This is a genomic window from Geobacter metallireducens GS-15, from assembly GCF_000012925.1.
GTDB lineage: Bacteria > Desulfobacterota > Desulfuromonadia > Geobacterales > Geobacteraceae > Geobacter > Geobacter metallireducens.
Window position 1 is genome coordinate 3,044,036 of the sequence record NC_007517.1, and the last position, 15,440, is coordinate 3,059,475.

The 15,440-nt window shown below is 62.0% G+C and carries 15 protein-coding genes; 11 read left to right on the forward strand and 4 right to left on the reverse strand.

What is annotated here, in order from left to right:
- Window positions 1–110: 110 nt before the first annotated feature.
- The 4 genes from GMET_RS13515 to GMET_RS13530 all read right to left on the reverse strand — a co-directional run bounded on the left by GMET_RS13515 (window position 111) and on the right by GMET_RS13530 (window position 5,298).
- Complete coding sequence (locus tag GMET_RS13515) at window positions 111–1,958, reverse strand: carbon starvation CstA family protein (protein WP_004511765.1); 1,848 nt, start codon at window positions 1,956–1,958, stop codon at window positions 111–113.
- A gap of 206 nt (window positions 1,959–2,164) precedes the next feature.
- A complete protein-coding gene (locus tag GMET_RS13520) occupies window positions 2,165–2,893 on the reverse strand; it encodes a LytR/AlgR family response regulator transcription factor (RefSeq protein ID WP_004511764.1) in 729 nt (242 codons plus the stop codon).
- Window positions 2,868–4,598 (reverse strand): sensor histidine kinase, encoded by a 1,731-nt coding sequence (locus GMET_RS13525; protein ID WP_004511763.1) that lies wholly within the window; start codon window positions 4,596–4,598, stop codon window positions 2,868–2,870. The genes GMET_RS13520 and GMET_RS13525 overlap by 26 nt, the downstream gene beginning before the upstream one ends.
- 109 nt (window positions 4,599–4,707) lie before the next feature.
- A complete protein-coding gene (locus tag GMET_RS13530) occupies window positions 4,708–5,298 on the reverse strand; it encodes a DUF502 domain-containing protein (RefSeq protein ID WP_004511762.1) in 591 nt (196 codons plus the stop codon).
- A gap of 149 nt (window positions 5,299–5,447) precedes the next feature.
- Between GMET_RS13530 and GMET_RS13535 the strand changes: the two genes are divergently transcribed.
- The 11 genes from GMET_RS13535 (at window position 5,448) to GMET_RS13580 (ending at window position 15,430) form a co-directional block, all read left to right on the forward strand.
- A complete protein-coding gene (locus tag GMET_RS13535) occupies window positions 5,448–5,885 on the forward strand; it encodes a phosphate-starvation-inducible PsiE family protein (protein ID WP_004511761.1) in 438 nt (145 codons plus the stop codon).
- A gap of 132 nt (window positions 5,886–6,017) precedes the next feature.
- Window positions 6,018–7,046, forward strand: coding sequence for a phosphate ABC transporter substrate-binding protein PstS (gene pstS / locus GMET_RS13540; protein ID WP_004511760.1), 1,029 nt, complete (start codon window positions 6,018–6,020; stop codon window positions 7,044–7,046).
- 130 nt (window positions 7,047–7,176) lie between these two features.
- The gene (pstC, locus tag GMET_RS13545) at window positions 7,177–8,196 is read left to right on the forward strand and encodes a phosphate ABC transporter permease subunit PstC (RefSeq protein ID WP_004511759.1); all 1,020 of its coding nucleotides are present in this window, start codon (window positions 7,177–7,179) and stop codon (window positions 8,194–8,196) included.
- Window positions 8,196–9,035: a phosphate ABC transporter permease PstA gene (gene pstA, locus GMET_RS13550; protein WP_004511758.1), complete on the forward strand. Its 840-nt coding sequence runs from the start codon at window positions 8,196–8,198 to the stop codon at window positions 9,033–9,035. The genes pstC and pstA overlap by 1 nt, the downstream gene beginning before the upstream one ends.
- Before the next feature lie 20 nt (window positions 9,036–9,055).
- Complete coding sequence (gene pstB, locus GMET_RS13555) at window positions 9,056–9,814, forward strand: phosphate ABC transporter ATP-binding protein PstB (protein WP_004511757.1); 759 nt, start codon at window positions 9,056–9,058, stop codon at window positions 9,812–9,814.
- A gap of 47 nt (window positions 9,815–9,861) precedes the next feature.
- On the forward strand, window positions 9,862–10,551 hold the full coding sequence (gene phoU, locus GMET_RS13560) for a phosphate signaling complex protein PhoU (protein ID WP_004511756.1): 690 nt from the start codon (window positions 9,862–9,864) through the stop codon (window positions 10,549–10,551).
- Window positions 10,552–10,687: 136 nt separating this feature from the next.
- A complete protein-coding gene (locus GMET_RS18860; protein ID WP_004511755.1) occupies window positions 10,688–10,843 on the forward strand; it encodes a hypothetical protein in 156 nt (51 codons plus the stop codon).
- A 264-nt stretch (window positions 10,844–11,107) separates the two neighbouring features.
- Entirely contained in the window at window positions 11,108–11,575 is a 468-nt protein-coding gene (locus GMET_RS13565; protein ID WP_011366087.1) for a chemotaxis protein CheW, read from the forward strand.
- Between the two features lie 21 nt (window positions 11,576–11,596).
- A complete protein-coding gene (locus GMET_RS13570) occupies window positions 11,597–13,114 on the forward strand; it encodes a CheR family methyltransferase (protein ID WP_004511753.1) in 1,518 nt (505 codons plus the stop codon).
- 24 nt (window positions 13,115–13,138) lie between these two features.
- Entirely contained in the window at window positions 13,139–13,756 is a 618-nt protein-coding gene (locus GMET_RS13575; RefSeq protein ID WP_004511752.1) for a chemotaxis protein CheW, read from the forward strand.
- 66 nt (window positions 13,757–13,822) lie between these two features.
- Window positions 13,823–15,430: a methyl-accepting chemotaxis protein gene (locus tag GMET_RS13580; RefSeq protein WP_187148451.1), complete on the forward strand. Its 1,608-nt coding sequence runs from the start codon at window positions 13,823–13,825 to the stop codon at window positions 15,428–15,430.
- Window positions 15,431–15,440: the final 10 nt, after the last annotated feature.

Sequence of the window (15,440 nt, forward strand, 5' to 3'; positions counted from 1 at the left end):
GCAAGAATATTCAAATTTCAACACCGCCGATGACCACGGGGAGGGAACCTTCTCCTCCCCTCCCCGCAATCATGCCATAACCATCCGCAACCGCAACGGGACGGAAACCGTTACTCCTGCAAGGGGAGCGGCTCGTACCTCTCGGCCGGCGACTCCACCGGCACCAGAACCAGGTCGCCGTTGGCATCAAGCACCTTCTCCCGGATCTGCAACAACGCATACCATTTACGGAACGCCTCGATGAAGACGATGGCCATCAGCACCATCAGCACGACGGACAGGACCACGAGCAGGGTAAGCCCCTTGGGCAGGAAGTTCTTGGTGATGTTCAGGTACCCTGCGGTCATGGTGACCGGAATCATGAAGATCCCCGGGACCGCGGTGACCCAGGCGTAGCGGGCCTTGCCGAGCCTGATGAGCATGGTGGTGCCGACGATGAGGGCGCAGGTGGCGAGGAGCTGGTTGCTCATGCCGAACAGGGGCCAGATGGTGGTGATGTCGCCGGTGTAGACCAGGTAGCCCCAGGCGGAGGTAAAGAGGATACTCGTAACGATGACCCCTGGCGTCCACGTGTTATCGGCAAAGCGCGGATAGAGCTTGCCGAGCATCTCCTGGAGGAGATAGCGGCCGACCCGGGTACCGGCATCGACGGCAGTGAGAATAAAGACCGCCTCGAACATGATGGCGAAGTGGTACCAGTAGGCCATCATGCTCTTCATGACCGGAATCGACGAGAAGATGTAGGCCATCCCCACCGCCAGGGAGACCGCGCCGCCGGGCCGCCCCTGGACCTGCTCGCCCACCGCCTGGGAGAGTGCCGGCAGGTTCACGGGGGCCATATTGAGGGCCTGGAACGCCTTGGGGGCGGCGTTGATGGCGAAGTAGTCGGCCGGGACCAGCACACAGGCGGCGATGAGGGCCATGATCGCCACAAACCCTTCGGTCAGCATGGCGCCGTAGCCGACGAAGAGGATATCCCGCTCGTTGGCGATCATCTTCGGGGTGGTGCCGGAGCCGATGATGGCGTGGAAACCGGAGAGGGCGCCGCAGGCAATGGTCACGAAGATGAAGGGGAAGACCGCGCCGGGGATCACCGGACCGCCGCCGCTCACATAGCTGGTGATGGCGGGCATCTGGAGCTGGGGATGCACGGCGACGATCCCGAGGGCCAGCAGGGCGATGGTGCCGATCTTCAGGTAGGTTGAGAGATAGTCGCGGGGGACCAGGAGGAACCAGACCGGCAGCACCGAGGCGAAGAATCCGTAGATGGGGATGATGAGCGCGATCTGCTTCTTGGAAAAGGTGAAGAACGCCGCCAGCTCGGGATTGGCGGCCACGTAGGGCCCGGTCAGGATCGCCAGGGCGAGGAGTGCAACGCCGATGATGCTCCCCCCCTTCACGTCCCCCGGCCGGATCTTCTGCATGTAAACCCCCATGACCATGGCGATGGGAATGGTGCAGAAGACGGTGTAGGTTCCCCAGGGGCTGTTGAACATGGCGTTCACGACGGCAATGGAGAGGCCGGCCAGGGTCAGGATGAGAATGAAGAGAATGGCCACGGAAGCCACCTTCCCCGCGGCTTTGCCGATCTCGGTCTCGGCGATGCGCGAAAGGCTCTTGCCCCGGTGCCGCACCGAGGCGAAGAGGACGATGGCATCGTGGACCGCGCCGGCCAGAACGGCCCCGACGATAATCCAGAGGGCCCCCGGCAGGAACCCGAACTGGGCAGCGAGCACCGGCCCCAGGAGGGGGCCCGCCGCGGCGATGGCCGCGAAGTGGTGGCCGAACAGGACGTACTTGTTGGTCTTCACGTAGTCGTGCCCGTCCGCCATGGTGGTGGCAGGCGTTGCGCGGTCCTCCCGCAGCCCCAGCACCCTGTTCGCCAGAAACAGGCCATAGTAGCGGTAGGCAAGCGCAAAGACGCACAGTGCCACAAAAATGAGTGTCAACGCATTCATTGTCTCCCCCTTTCTCTCCGTTGAGAAACCGTCGTCTCGTCCACCCCGTCGCCTCTCCGCCCCGCTAGGGTGCGGGTCGTAGCGCTGCAACAGGGTTATGCTCCGTTATGGTTCAGCATAGAGGAAACGCGCGGGGAAAAACCGGAAAAACGGTGAATGGTCGTAATCGGGGGATGAATGGTTGCCGCGGGGAGACGAATGGGGGCTCAGATATCGAAATACCTTTTTAGATCTTTCACGTTGTACCGGCTGACGGGGATTTCGGACTTCTCCCGGTCGTCCATGATCAGTTTGTAGCTGCCGTGGAACCACGGCACGACCTCCCGGACATGGTTCGTGTTGACCAGGAAACTCCGGTGGACCCGGACGAAGCCCGAGGGGGAGAGCTTCTGCTCTAGTTCGTTGAGGGTGAAGCGGGTACGGTACCGCCCGTCGCCGGCATGGACGACGACCTCCCCCCCCTCGCTCCGGGCGAACAGGATCCGCTCCGGTGCGGTGGGGATGATAGTCTCGCCCCGATAGAGCGCTATCTTCCTGCCGGGTTCGCCGGGTTCCCGCCCCGCTGGGGGAGCGAGCGCCCGGGCGGCCTTCATCACCGTCTTCTCCAGGCGCTCCTTGTCGAAGGGCTTGAGCAGGTAGTCGAAGGCCTCCACCTCGAAGGCCTGGAGGGCATACTCCTGGAACGCCGTGGCGAAGACCAGCAACGGTCTTGTGGGAAGTTCGGCCAGGAACTGGGCCAGCTCCAACCCCGACAGGCCCGGCATCTGGATGTCAAGGAACACCAGCTGGGGGCGGGTCTGCCTGATCCCCTTGAGGGCCTCGGTGCCGTTGGCGGCCTCGCCGGCAACCTCCACCCCCTCCACGCGCTCCAGAAGGTACCTGAGCTCCCGCCGAGCCGGTGCCTCGTCGTCAACGATGAAGACTCTCATGAGCATACTCCCCCCTCCCCCCTTGGGGCACCGTGAATGACACGGTGGTCCCCGCTCCCGGGGTGCTTTCCACCCGCAGGGCATGCTCCGGCCCGTACAGCGCCGAGAGCCGGGCATTGACATTGTTCAGGGCAATCCCCGCCCCCTCCGTCGGGAGCTGACTCGATTCCCCGGAAAAGAGGCGGGCAACCTGCTCCGGGGGCATCCCCACCCCATTATCCCCCACCACGATCCTGACCACGCCCCCTTCCCGGTGGGCACCGACCCGGATCTCTCCCCCCTCCTCGCGGGGGAGGATGCCGTGCTTCAGGGCATTCTCCACGAGGGGCTGGAGGGTCAGGGTGGGAAGTTTGCAGCCCAGGGCCTCCTCGTCGACATCGAACACCACCCTGAGCCGATCCTCGAAGCGCGCCTTTTCGATGGCAATGTAGGCGCGGCAGTGTTCAAGCTCGGTCGCCAGGGGAACGCTGTCCCCCCCGGGGTTGATGTTCCTGCGGAAGAAATCGGCGAGCTTCACCAGGAGGTCGGAAGCGGTCTCGGGACTGGTCCGGGTGTAGCTGATGATGGTGTTGATGGTGTTGAAGAGAAAGTGGGGGTTGATCTGCGCCTGCAACGCCCGGATTTCCGCCTCCCGGACGAGTTTTCGCTGGGCCTCCAGCTCCGAGATCTCCAGCTGGTTGGAAAAGAGGTGGGCAAGACCGTTGGCCAGCTCCATGTCGAGGGGGGTAATTCCCCCTTCCTTGAGCCGGTAGAGCTTCAGGGCCCCCACGGTGCGCTCCCGCTTCTTGAGGGGAACGATGATCGCCGAGCCGAGCCGGCACCCTTCGTGGGTACAGCCGATGTCGTCACGGGTCAGGGGGGTGGTGATCTCCCCCGAGGCGAGGGCAGACCTGGTGGAAGCGGTCAGAAGCGGCAAGCCGGGGCGGTGGTGATCCTCCTCGGCCCCGGTGTGGGCCAGGATGGCGGCCTCGTCGGTGATGGCCACCGCATCGAGATCAGTCATCTCCCGGATGATCCGGGCCGTTGCCGCGGCAGACCCCTCGGTGAGCCCCCCCCGGAGGAAGGGGAGCGTGCGCAGGGCGATATTGAGGGCCGTCTGGGCCTGGACCGCGGCGAAGCGCTCCTTCTCCCGGAACACCGATGACACCAGTTCCACGAACAGGGCCAAGCCGATGGAGTTCACCAGGATCATGGGGAAGCCGATGACACTCACCAGGCTCACCGCCGCGGTGAAGGGCTTCGCCATGACAAGGAGGATCACCATCTGGAGGGTTTCCACCGCGACCCCCGTGATAAAGGCCACGGCGGGATCGAACTGCCCCCTCTTGAGGCGGTGGTAGATGAGGCCGCCGGCAACCCCCTCCGCGATGGTCGCCACCCCGCAGGCCGTCGCCGTGAAGCCCCCCACATCGATGAGAAAACGGTGCCCACCGGCGATGAGCCCGGCCCCGAAACCGACCAGGGGGCCGCCGAGGATCCCCCCGAGGGCCACCCCCACCACCCGCGAATTGGCGATGGCGTTCTGGATCGGCACCCCCATGTAGGTCCCAGCAATGCCGATGAAGCCGAAGAGAACCGACAGGGTGAGCTTTTCGTAGCGGCTCGCCTTGCCGATCAGGAACCGCTTGACGATGGCGAAGCGCATGACCAGGATGAACGCGATGGCGAACAGCCCGAGGCGCTCCAGAAGATTCACGAGAAGGTGCAGCATGGTCCTCCCCCCGCAGCGGTGCGATGCCTGTGTACTGTCAGCAGGTTACGGTTGTCGTCCCGCCCCTGTCAAGACTTGTAGTCTTCGGGGAAGCGGGACAGATACCCCCTCACGGCACCACCACGCCCCCCGATACCACGAACTTCACCGCATCCTCCACGGTCATGCCGCTCTCGTACACCTCATCCTCCCGAAAAAAGAGGGCAAAGCCCGACGTGGGGTTCGGCATGGTGGGAACGTAGACCACCACGAGCCGCTCCCCTTCCCGCTCCACCTCGGCGGTGACAAAGCCCACGGCCCGCACCCCCTTCCGGGGCCATTCCACGAACACGGCCCGGCGGTAGGAGCTCTTCCCTTCCTGGAACACCTGGGTCAGCTGCTTGCTGGAGGTGTAGATGGATTTCACCAGGGGAATGCGCGCCAGGAGGGCATCCCACCAGCGAAGAAGCCGCTTCCCCATGACGTTGGCGGCCAGAAGCCCGGTCAGGTAAACCACCACGGCGCCGGTGATCATGCCGAGGCCGGGAAAATAGTAGTCGTGATTGGTGACTGCGATCAGAAGCCGGTCCAGGTAGGAGCCCAGGAGCCCGTCGGCGAAGCTGAAGAGGAACTTCAGGACGAAGATGGTGACCCCGACCGGAACCACCACGAAGAGCCCCGTGACGAACCGCGATTTGAGATGGTTGATGACCTTTTCCATACCGAGCCCCTTGCAGTGCAAATTTCCGACGAAGATACCCCCGGCGCCGGCAAAGTCAACAGTTTCCAACTCCTCACCCCGGTTTCACGCCGCTGTGACATTTCCCTGCTACCCTTGCCCCAAAACAAACGAGAGAAAAAGGAGAGAGCATGTGGAAAGAAAACGTCATCGACCTGAAGCTCACGCGATTTTTCGAGATCTCGGCCCGGGCGCTGTTGAGCCTTCTTATCTTCGCTATTCTGCTGGCCATCCTGGCGGCCATCATCGGCACCTTCCACGACCTGCGGCTGGTCATGGGGCACGATATGCACGGGGCCTTCAGGACCATCCTGGTGGATGTGCTGACGGTGCTGGCCATCGTGGAGGTCCTCCGCACGGCCCTTGCCTACTTTACTGAGGGACGGGTGAAGGTGACCTACATCATCGACACGGTACTGGTCACGGTGCTGACCGAGGTGATGGCCTTCTGGTACCGGGACATGAACTGGGAAAAGATCACCATGGTGATCGCCCTGGTCCTGTCGCTGGCAGCGGTGCGGATCATCACCGTGCGCTTCTCCCCCCGTCGGCTCCGGGAGGAGTTGTAACAGTGGGAGGAGTCCGTTTCAGCGACGGTTTTCAGGTTTTTCAGAGGATCTTTGCATGGTCGTAACCTGAATGTAACAGAAGCCAGCCTATTATCACGCATGTGTTGAAAACAAATTCCCAGGAGGAACCAGATGCTCAAAGCATTACGGAAAAGTCTCGCGATCCTCGCGACTCTGGCAGTAACCGCCGCGGCCGGCCAGGCCGGTGCGGAAACCCTCATCAACGGCGCAGGCGCCACCTTCCCCTACCCGCTCTACTCCAAGTGGTTCAGCGAGTACGCCAAGATCGATCCCTCGGTGAAATTCAACTACCAGTCCATCGGCAGCGGCGGCGGCATCAAGCAGATCACTGCCCAGACCGTCGACTTCGGCGCCAGCGACAAGTTCCTGAGCGATGCGGAACTGAAGGCGGCCCCCGGCAAGCTCCTCCACATTCCGACCGTCATGGGTGCGGTCGTCGTAACCTACAACCTTCCGGGCGCTCCGAAGGGGCTGAAGCTCAAGGCTGAAGACGTGGCCGACATCTTCCTCGGCAAGATCAGCAAGTGGAACGATCCGCGCATCGCAGACGACAACCCCGGCGTCAAGCTTCCCAATAGCCCGATCATCGTCGTGCACCGCTCCGACGGCAGCGGCACCACCAGCATCTTCACCGACTTCCTCTCCGGCGTGAACCAGGAGTGGGCCAAGAAGGTCGGCAAAGGTGCCTCGGTCAAGTGGCCCATCGGCCTCGGCGGCAAGGGGAACGAGGGTGTTGCCGGCCAGATCAAGACCACTGCAAACTCCATCGGCTATGTTGAGCTTGCCTATGCCTTCGAGAACAAGCTCCCCTACGCGACCCTCAAGAACAAGAGCGGCAGCTGGGTAGTCCCCTCCATCCAGACGACGAGCGCAGCGGCAGCCGCAGCCGTCAAACACATGCCGGCTGATTACCGGATCTCCCTGGTGAACCAGCCGGGCAAGGACGCCTACCCCATCGTCGGCTTCACCTGGCTCCTCGTGTACGAAAAGCAGAAAGACGCCGTCAAAGGGAAAAAGCTGGTGGAATTCCTGAACTGGAGCCTCCGCAACGGCCAGAAGATGGCAGCACCGCTCCTCTACGCGCCGCTCCCCGAGAACGTCAAGAAGATGGTGGAGAAGACCATCAAGACCGTCAAGTAATCAGCGCCTGAAGCCCGGCGGCCCGCTTCAGTGAAGCGGCGTCCGCCGGGCATCTTTGTGTGTCTGCGATTGTTACAGCATCATTAAAATCATGCAACAACTGGCTACATCAGAAAACAAAGGCTCCATCATGCCCAATGATCCCGGAGAACTGACTCTCAAGCAACCAACCGGATGTACGGAGAAGACGGTGACTAACGAGACTCCTTCACCCCCGATTGCCCCAAGTAAAAGGCTGAATGCCGATCTTGTCTTCAAGGCTGTCACCGCCGCATTCGCCTTCAGCATCCTGCTCATCCTGGCCCTCATGACCCTGGAGATGGTCAAGGAAAGCCTCCCGGCCATCAAGGCCTTCGGCTGGAAATTCGCCGGCAGCTCCGACTGGGATGCGGTCCAGGGAATTTTTGGTGCCCTCCCCTACATCTGGGGTTCGGTGGTCTCCTCCCTCCTCGCCCTGGCTCTGGCCACCCCCCTCAGCGTCGGGACAGCCCTCTTCGTCACGGAGATAGCACCCAAGAGGTTCGGCGGCGCGGTGGCGGCCCTGGTCGAGCTTCTGGCGGCCATCCCCAGCGTCATCTACGGTCTGTGGGGAATTTTGGTGATGGCCCCGTGGCTCCAGCAGACGGTGCAGCCGTTTCTCAGCGACCACCTCGGGTTCCTTCCCTTCTTCCAGGGGGCTCCCTACGGCGTCAGCATGCTGGCCGCGGTCTTTATCCTGATGATCATGGTCGTCCCGATCATAACCTCCATCACCAAGGAGGTCCTTCTTGCCGTTCCCCAAAGCCAGCGCGAAGCGGCCATCGCTCTCGGTGCCACCCGCTGGGAGATGATCCGGATGGCGGTTCTCCCCTACGGACGCTCCGGGATCCTCGGGGCGGTGATCCTCGGCCTCGGCCGGGCCATCGGCGAGACCATGGCGGTCACCATGGTGATCGGCAACACGCCGCAGATATCCCTTTCGCTCCTCTCCCCGGCCTACACCATGCCGAGCGTCATCGCCAACGAGTTCGCCGAGACCACCTCCAAGCTCCACGCCTCCGCCCTCATGGAGATCGGACTCCTCCTTCTGGTGGTCACCCTGGTCATCAACGTCATGGCGCGGCTCCTCCTCTGGGGGATGACGCGGCAGGCGGCAGGAGGCGCGAAATAATGAACATCGTCACTCGCCGGAACCTGAAAAACTCCATAATCACCATTTCCATGGTCTGCGCCACCGTGGCCGTCCTCGTGCCGCTGGGGCTGATCTTCTTCCACATCATGAAGATGGGGGCCAGCTCCATCAACCTGGACTTCTTCATCCACATCCCGAAACCGACCGGAGAAACCGGTGGCGGGATGGCCAACGGCATGGTGGGGTCGGCGCTCCTGATCGCGCTTGCTTCCACCATCGGCATACCGGTCGGGGTCTTCGGGGCCCTCTACCTGGTGGAGTTCGGCGGAAGCCGCATCTCCAACACCGTCCGCTTTGCCGCGGATGTCCTCTCCGGCGTGCCGTCCATCATCACCGGCATGGTGGCCTACACCCTCCTGGTGGTGCCGATGAAGGGCTTCTCCGCCCTGGCCGGAGCCGTGGCCCTGTCGCTCATCATGGTCCCCATCGTGCTCCGCACCACCGAGGAACAGTTGAAGATGGTTCCCGGTTCCCTGCGGGAGGCCTCCCTGGCTCTGGGAGTGCCCCTCTGGCGCACGAGCCTCAAGGTGACCCTGAGGAGCGCCACGAAAGGGGTCATGACCGGCATCCTCCTGGCCATTGCCCGGATCGCCGGCGAAACCGCTCCGCTCCTCTTCACCGCCCTGGGGAACCAGTTCTGGAGCAAGAAGCTGACCGAGCCGATCGCCGCCATGCCGCTGCAGATCTTCAACTTCGCCATCGCCCCCTACGAAGACTGGCACAAGCTTGCCTGGGCGGGAGCCCTGGTCCTCGTGACGATCATGTTCGGGTTGAGCCTCACGGCCCGCTACCTGGGCAGAAGCAGACAGCAGTCGTAACCATTTATCCAGAGGAACCCATGAACACCAAGGTCAAAATCGACAAACTGAATGTACACTTCGGGCAGACCCACGCGGTCAAGGATGTCTCCATCGACGTCCCCGAAAACACCGTCACCGCCATCATCGGGCCGTCGGGGTGCGGCAAGTCCACCATGCTCCGCTCCCTCAACCGGATGCACGATCTCTTTCCCAACGCCCGCGTAACCGGAAAGGTCCTCCTGGACGGCAACGACATCTATGACCGCAAGGTCGATCCGGTCTCCATCCGGCGCCGCGTCGGCATGGTCTTCCAGAAACCGAACCCCTTCCCTGCCATGTCCATTTACGATAATGTGGTGGCAGGGTACAAACTGAACGGGCGCGTGAAGAAGAGCGATGCCGACGAGATCGTCGAAACCAGCCTGCGCCGGGTGGCCCTCTGGGACGAGGTCAAGGACCGCCTCAAGAGCAACTCCATGGAGCTCTCCGGTGGCCAGCAGCAGCGGCTCTGCATTGCCCGGACCATTGCCGTGCAGCCGGAAGTCATCCTCATGGACGAGCCCGCATCGGCCCTCGACCCGATTTCCACCCTGAAGATCGAGGAACTGATAGAAGAGCTGACGGAGAAGTACACCATCATCATCGTCACCCACAACATGCAGCAGGCGGCCCGGGTCTCCGACTACACCGCCTTCTTCTACATGGGTGACCTGGTCGAGTGGGGCGAGACCAAGAAGCTTTTCACCACCCCCGAGAAGAAGCAGACCGAAGATTACATTACGGGACGTTTCGGGTAGACCTGAAATACCCCACAAAAAATCTAATTTTCACCCTGGAGACATGGATGGAACGCGAGCATTTCAGCAGACATTTTGACGAAGAACTGAACGAGATCAGAAACAAGCTCCTGGAGATGGGGGGCAAGGTGGAGCAGATGATCTCCGATGCCATGAAGTCCCTGGTGGATCGGGACTCGGACCTGGCCCGGCGCCTCATCGCCACGGACCACCAGATCAACCACCTGGAACTGGAGATCGATGAGAAGTGCCTCCAGGTGTTGGCCCGGCGGCAGCCTGCGGCCCGGGACCTCCGCTTCATCACCCTGGCCCTCAAGATCGTTACCGACCTGGAGCGGATCGGCGACCAGTGCACCAGCGTGGCCAAGCGGGTCGTGGAGCTGAACGAGGAGCCGCCGCTCAAGCCCTATATCGACCTCCCCCGCATGTCCGCGGCGGCAGGGACCATGGTGAAGGAAGCCCTCGACGCCTTTGTCCGGGGCGATGCCGAACTGGCCATCAAGGTCTGCAAGGAAGACGCCTTCGTGGACGGCCTCAACGACCAGATCCAGCGGGAGCTCCTCACCTTCATGATGGAAGACCCCTCAAGCATCACCCGGGCCATGAAGCTCCTCTACATCTCCAAGTACATGGAGCGGATCGCCGACCACGCCACCAACGTGGCCGAGATGGTGATCTTCATGGTCAAGGGGAAGGACATCCGCCACACGGCGCCGCCGAGCGGCGAGATTGCATAGGCTATCACCGGGGCGCGTCAGGCGCCCCTTTTTTTGTCCCTCTCCCCACCCACCTTTCACTCCGCCGTAACCCAGCGTTAACACTGGCCTTATACATTAACAGCATTGTATCTACCCTCTGAAGGAGGCATGCCGCATGCTCTTGCGCCTCATCATACCGGGATTTTCGGAGATCGACCATCAGATCGCCAAGCTCAGGGAATTGCGGGACTCGTTCCGGGCCTCCAATGAAAACCGGTCCTATTCCCGGAAAGAGCCACACGCTTTCTTCCCACCCACAAAGGAACCGTAAGCACTACACCGAAAGATTGGCCTTCTTGATCCCAACTGAACGAGCCATGCCGTGTCAGCATTAATTCCTTACAGCATCGGTCAACATCTTGTCTCTTCATCGCTTTTCTGTTACTATCCTCGCCTAATTAAGCCACTCCTATTTTCCGTCGCACCTTTCCGCTGAACCCGAATAACCGGTTGAAAATGTACGCAAGTCCGCCGTCACTTCCCGCGAAGGTTTTCAGCGCAGACACACCCGTGCAATCAATAAGGCGATGGCCCCGTGAGCGAATCCTGTCACCTCGTTATCTTCACCCTCGACGATCAGCGCTATGCGCTGCACCTTTCAGCCGTGGACCGGACCGTCCGCATGGTCGAGATCACCCCCCTGCCAAAAGCGCCCGGCATAGTTCTCGGCGTCATCTCCGTGAACGGAATGATTGTACCGGTCCTGGACATCCGTCGCCGTTTCGCCCTCCCGGAGCGGAAAACGGGCCTGGGCGACCACCTGGTCATCGCCCGGACGGCGAAACGGACCGTGGCCCTTGCGGTCAACGGCGTCCATGAGGTCATCGAGCGGCCGGCAGGCGAAATCATCCCTCCCGAGGCGGTCCTTCCCGGCATGGAGCATGTGCATGGAGTAGTGAAACTTGAGGATGGGATGGTCTTTATCCACGATCTCGACGGCTTCCTTTCCCTGGAGGAAGAACAGGTCCTGGACGCGGCAATGGAACAGGAACGCCATGCCTGATCCCCCCTTGGCGACAGAGCCATGACGCACCATATTTCCCGTCAGCTCCTGTCACGGTTCAGTGAGTTCGTTTCCTGCCAACTCGGCCTCCATTTTCCGGAAAAGCGCTGGCGCGACCTCGAACGCAGAACGATCCATGCTGCCCGGGACCTCGGCTTCAAGAGGGTGGAAGCATGCGTGCAGTGGCTCCTGTCGTCGCGGGTATCGCGGGCCGAGATCGAGATTCTCGCCAGCCACCTGACCATCGGCGAAACCTACTTCTTCCGCGAGAAAGGAGGATTTGACGCCCTTGAATCCCGCATCCTCCCGGAGCTGATCGACTCGCGGCGGGGAAAGGAACAGCGGCTGCGGATCTGGAGCGCCGGGTGCTCATCGGGCGAGGAAGCGTATTCCATCGCGATCCTGCTCAAGAAGATGATCCCCGACATCGATGAGTGGAACGTCGCCATCCTGGCCACGGATATCAACCCCCGCGCCCTCGCCAAGGCGGCAGCGGGGATTTACAGCGACTGGTCGTTCCGCGGCGTGCCGGAGTGGGTGAAGGAACGGTATTTCACCCGCTGCCCGGACGGGCGCCTCGAAGTTCCCTTCGCCATCAGGAAGATGGTGACCTTCGCCAACCTCAACCTGGTGGAGGACACGTTCCCGTCCCTCGTGAATAACACCAATGCGATGGACATCATCTTCTGCCGCAACGTGCTGATGTACTTCGGAACGGAACAGGCCGGCCGGGCGACCGGGAATTTTCACCGTTCCCTCCTCGATGGGGGGTGGCTCCTTGTCAGCCCCTGCGAGGTATCGTCGGCTCTTTTCGCGGACTTTGACGCCGTCACGTTCCCGGGAGCGCTTTTCTACCGGAAGGGCGGGACAGGGAAACGTCCCGCCGCGTTTTCATGCCCGCTCCCGACTGAAGAGACTCTTCACCGGGAAGAGCCATCACCATTCATATTGCCTGTTCCCAGGGAGCACCTTCCCCCGGAGGCCGGTGAAGAGAAGACGCTCCCCCCGCAGCCTGAACCGTCGACCTATGAGGAGGCCTTGGCGCTCCACCGACAGGGGGAGTACCGGGAGGCCGCGGAAAGGCTGTGCAGCTTTCTCTCCGGCAGCGTCGCGACCGACGCCCCTCATCCCCTGTTCGGCAAGGCTGCCGCCCTCCTGGCGCAGCTCTTCGCCGACCTGGGCAACCTGGAGGAGGCGCTCCGGTGGTCCGGAGAGGCAATCGCCGCCGACAAGCTCAACGGGGAGCTTCACTACCTCCGCGCAACCATCCTCCAGGAGCAGGGGGCCATCGGCGACGCGGTGGCATCGTTGAAGCGGGCACTGTATCTCGACCATACCTTCGTGCTCACCCACTTCGCCCTGGGCAATCTCACCCTGGGGCAGGGGAAGAAAAGGGAAGCGGACCGCCATTTCGCCAATGCCCTGGAACTTCTCGGCGCATACCGTGACGATGATCCGGTGCCGGGGGGAGATGGAATGACCGCCGGCAGGCTTGCCGACATCATCGGCTCGACCCGGGGAGCAGGACAAAATCCGTGATGGGCATGAAGTGAGGAGTTCTCCATGACACATACCCCTTTCGCAAAATCGGGGAAAGCCATCGACTGGGATGACATCCACCAACGGCTTGAAGCGGCCCGCAAAGCCCTCAGCCAGGAGCTGTCTCCCGACGAAGAGAAGCGCATCCTGAAGACGCGGGCGGCTGCCCTTGCCCGGGAACCCCTCTCCGGGGAGACAACCGAAGGGCACCTGGAAATTCTCGAATTCCTCCTGGCCTACGAACGGTACGGCATCGAGATGTCCTGGGTTCGGGAGACCTGCCCCCTGAAGGATCTCACCCCAATCCCCTGCACGCCACCCTTCGTCCTCGGCCTCATCAACGTGCGAGGGGAGATCATTTCCGTCATCGACCTGAAAAAATTCTTCGACCTCCCGGAAAAGGGGTTGACGGACCTCAACAAGGTGGTCATCGTCCATGGCGGCGACATGACCTTCGGCATCCTGGCGGACGAGATCCTCGGCGTGCGCCCGGTCCCCGGCGATGCAATCCAACCCACCCTCCCCACCCTCACCGGCATCAGGGAGGAGTACCTGAAGGGGATCACCGGTGAGCGGGCGATAATCCTGGACGGAAGCCGGATCCTCAACGACAGGCGCATCATCGTCAATGACGAAGGGTGAACGCCCATCGGGCAAAGTTTTCAATAACTACGCACTGAAGAAAGGAAGAACGGGAACATGATGGATATGCGAATACGGACACGGCTCCTTGTGAGTTTCGCGATCGTTCTGGCGCTCCTGGTGGGAGTCGGGGGCTATTCCCTGAACCGGATGAACCTCCTGGCGGACCTCACCAACGATCTGTACGAACACCCCTTCACCGTCAGGAAGTCGATCCGCGATGCCTATCTCAACCTGATGCAGATGAACCGCTCCCTGAACAGGATGGTAACGTCGCCGGACAACACTATGGTCTCCGCGGACATGCAGGCGATCAACGATTCCGAAAAGGAGTTCCTGAAGAACATGGGGATCATCAGGGAGCGGTTCCTCGGCAAGCAGGGCGACGTTGACGACGTCATCAAGACCTATGAAGAGTGGAAGCCGCTCCGGGACCGGGTTATCGCCCTGACGGCCGCCAACCAGAAAGGGAAGGCGAAGGAACTCCTCTCCGGTGCCGAAGCGAAGCTTTTCACGGCCCTGGACAAGGAGACTGGAGATATACTCAGCTTTTCCGACCGTAACGCAAGCGAGTTTTTCAAAGGGGCACAGAGTACGGCAAGGATGTCTCTGATCCTCACCGCCCTCGCCATTGCCGCCGCCGCCGGAATCGTCGTTCTGGTTGCCGTCACCCTCACCCGCAGCATCATCCGCCCCCTCGGCACGGCAATGGGGGTCGCGGCGCGGGTGGCCGACGGCGACCTGACCGTGACGGTCCCCCCCGTCAGTGGGCAGGACGAGATGAACCTCCTCCTCCAGACCTTTGGCCGGATGGTGGAGAATCTCCGCCGGCAGGCCATGGATATCCAGGAGGGGGTGAACGTCCTTGCGGCCTCGGCGGGAGAGATCCTGGCCTCAACCACCCAGGTGGCCTCCAGCGCGGCCGAAACGGCGAGCGCCCTGAACGAAACCACCGCCACCGTGGAAGAGGTGAAGCAGACCACGCAACTGGCCGCCCAGAAGGCCCGGAATGTGGCCGACACCGCCCAGCGGTCGCTGCAGGTATCCCAGGGAGGGAGGAAAGCGGTGGAAAGCTCCGTCGAAGGGATGAACCGGATCCGCGAGCAGATGGCGACCATCGCCGAGAGCATCGTGAACCTCAGCGAGCAGAGCCACGCCATCGGGGAGATTATCGCCACGGTCAACGACCTGGCCGAGCAGTCGAACCTCCTGGCCGTCAACGCCTCCATCGAGGCGGCAAAGGCGGGGGAGCACGGCAAGGGGTTTGCCGTGGTGGCCCATGAAGTCAAGAGCCTGGCCGACCAGTCGAAGCAGGCCACCGCCCAGGTGCGGGCGCTGCTGAACGATATCCAGAAAGGGACCAACGCCGCGGTGATGGCGACGGAGCAGGGGAGCAAGGCTGTTGAGGCGGGCGAAAAACAGGCGGCTGAGGCGGGAGAGGCAATCCAGCTCCTGACGGAAAGCATCGCCGAATCGGCCAACGCCTCGGCCCAGATCACCGCCACCAGCCAGCAGCAGTTGGTCGGCATGGATCAGGTGGCCCTGGCCATGGAAAACATCAGCGAGGCAAGCGCCCTGAGCGTCACCAGCACGAAACAGGCCGAGTCCTCCGCCCAGAATCTCCATGAGTTGGGACAGAAGCTGAAGCGGCTGGTGGAGCAACTCAAACTGTAACGGGCAAGGG

Coding starts and splice junctions, on each gene's coding strand:
- GMET_RS13515 (WP_004511765.1), bottom strand. CDS start 1,958: ATGAATGCGTTGACACTCATTTTTGTGGCACTGTGCGTCTTTGCGCTT.
- GMET_RS13520 (WP_004511764.1), bottom strand. CDS start 2,893: ATGCTCATGAGAGTCTTCATCGTTGACGACGAGGCACCGGCTCGGCGG.
- GMET_RS13525 (WP_004511763.1), bottom strand. CDS start 4,598: ATGCTGCACCTTCTCGTGAATCTTCTGGAGCGCCTCGGGCTGTTCGCC.
- GMET_RS13530 (WP_004511762.1), bottom strand. CDS start 5,298: ATGGAAAAGGTCATCAACCATCTCAAATCGCGGTTCGTCACGGGGCTC.
- GMET_RS13535 (WP_004511761.1), top strand. CDS start 5,448: ATGTGGAAAGAAAACGTCATCGACCTGAAGCTCACGCGATTTTTCGAG.
- pstS (WP_004511760.1), top strand. CDS start 6,018: ATGCTCAAAGCATTACGGAAAAGTCTCGCGATCCTCGCGACTCTGGCA.
- pstC (WP_004511759.1), top strand. CDS start 7,177: ATGCCCAATGATCCCGGAGAACTGACTCTCAAGCAACCAACCGGATGT.
- pstA (WP_004511758.1), top strand. CDS start 8,196: ATGAACATCGTCACTCGCCGGAACCTGAAAAACTCCATAATCACCATT.
- pstB (WP_004511757.1), top strand. CDS start 9,056: ATGAACACCAAGGTCAAAATCGACAAACTGAATGTACACTTCGGGCAG.
- phoU (WP_004511756.1), top strand. CDS start 9,862: ATGGAACGCGAGCATTTCAGCAGACATTTTGACGAAGAACTGAACGAG.
- GMET_RS18860 (WP_004511755.1), top strand. CDS start 10,688: ATGCTCTTGCGCCTCATCATACCGGGATTTTCGGAGATCGACCATCAG.
- GMET_RS13570 (WP_004511753.1), top strand. CDS start 11,597: ATGACGCACCATATTTCCCGTCAGCTCCTGTCACGGTTCAGTGAGTTC.
- GMET_RS13575 (WP_004511752.1), top strand. CDS start 13,139: ATGACACATACCCCTTTCGCAAAATCGGGGAAAGCCATCGACTGGGAT.
- GMET_RS13580 (WP_187148451.1), top strand. CDS start 13,823: ATGCGAATACGGACACGGCTCCTTGTGAGTTTCGCGATCGTTCTGGCG.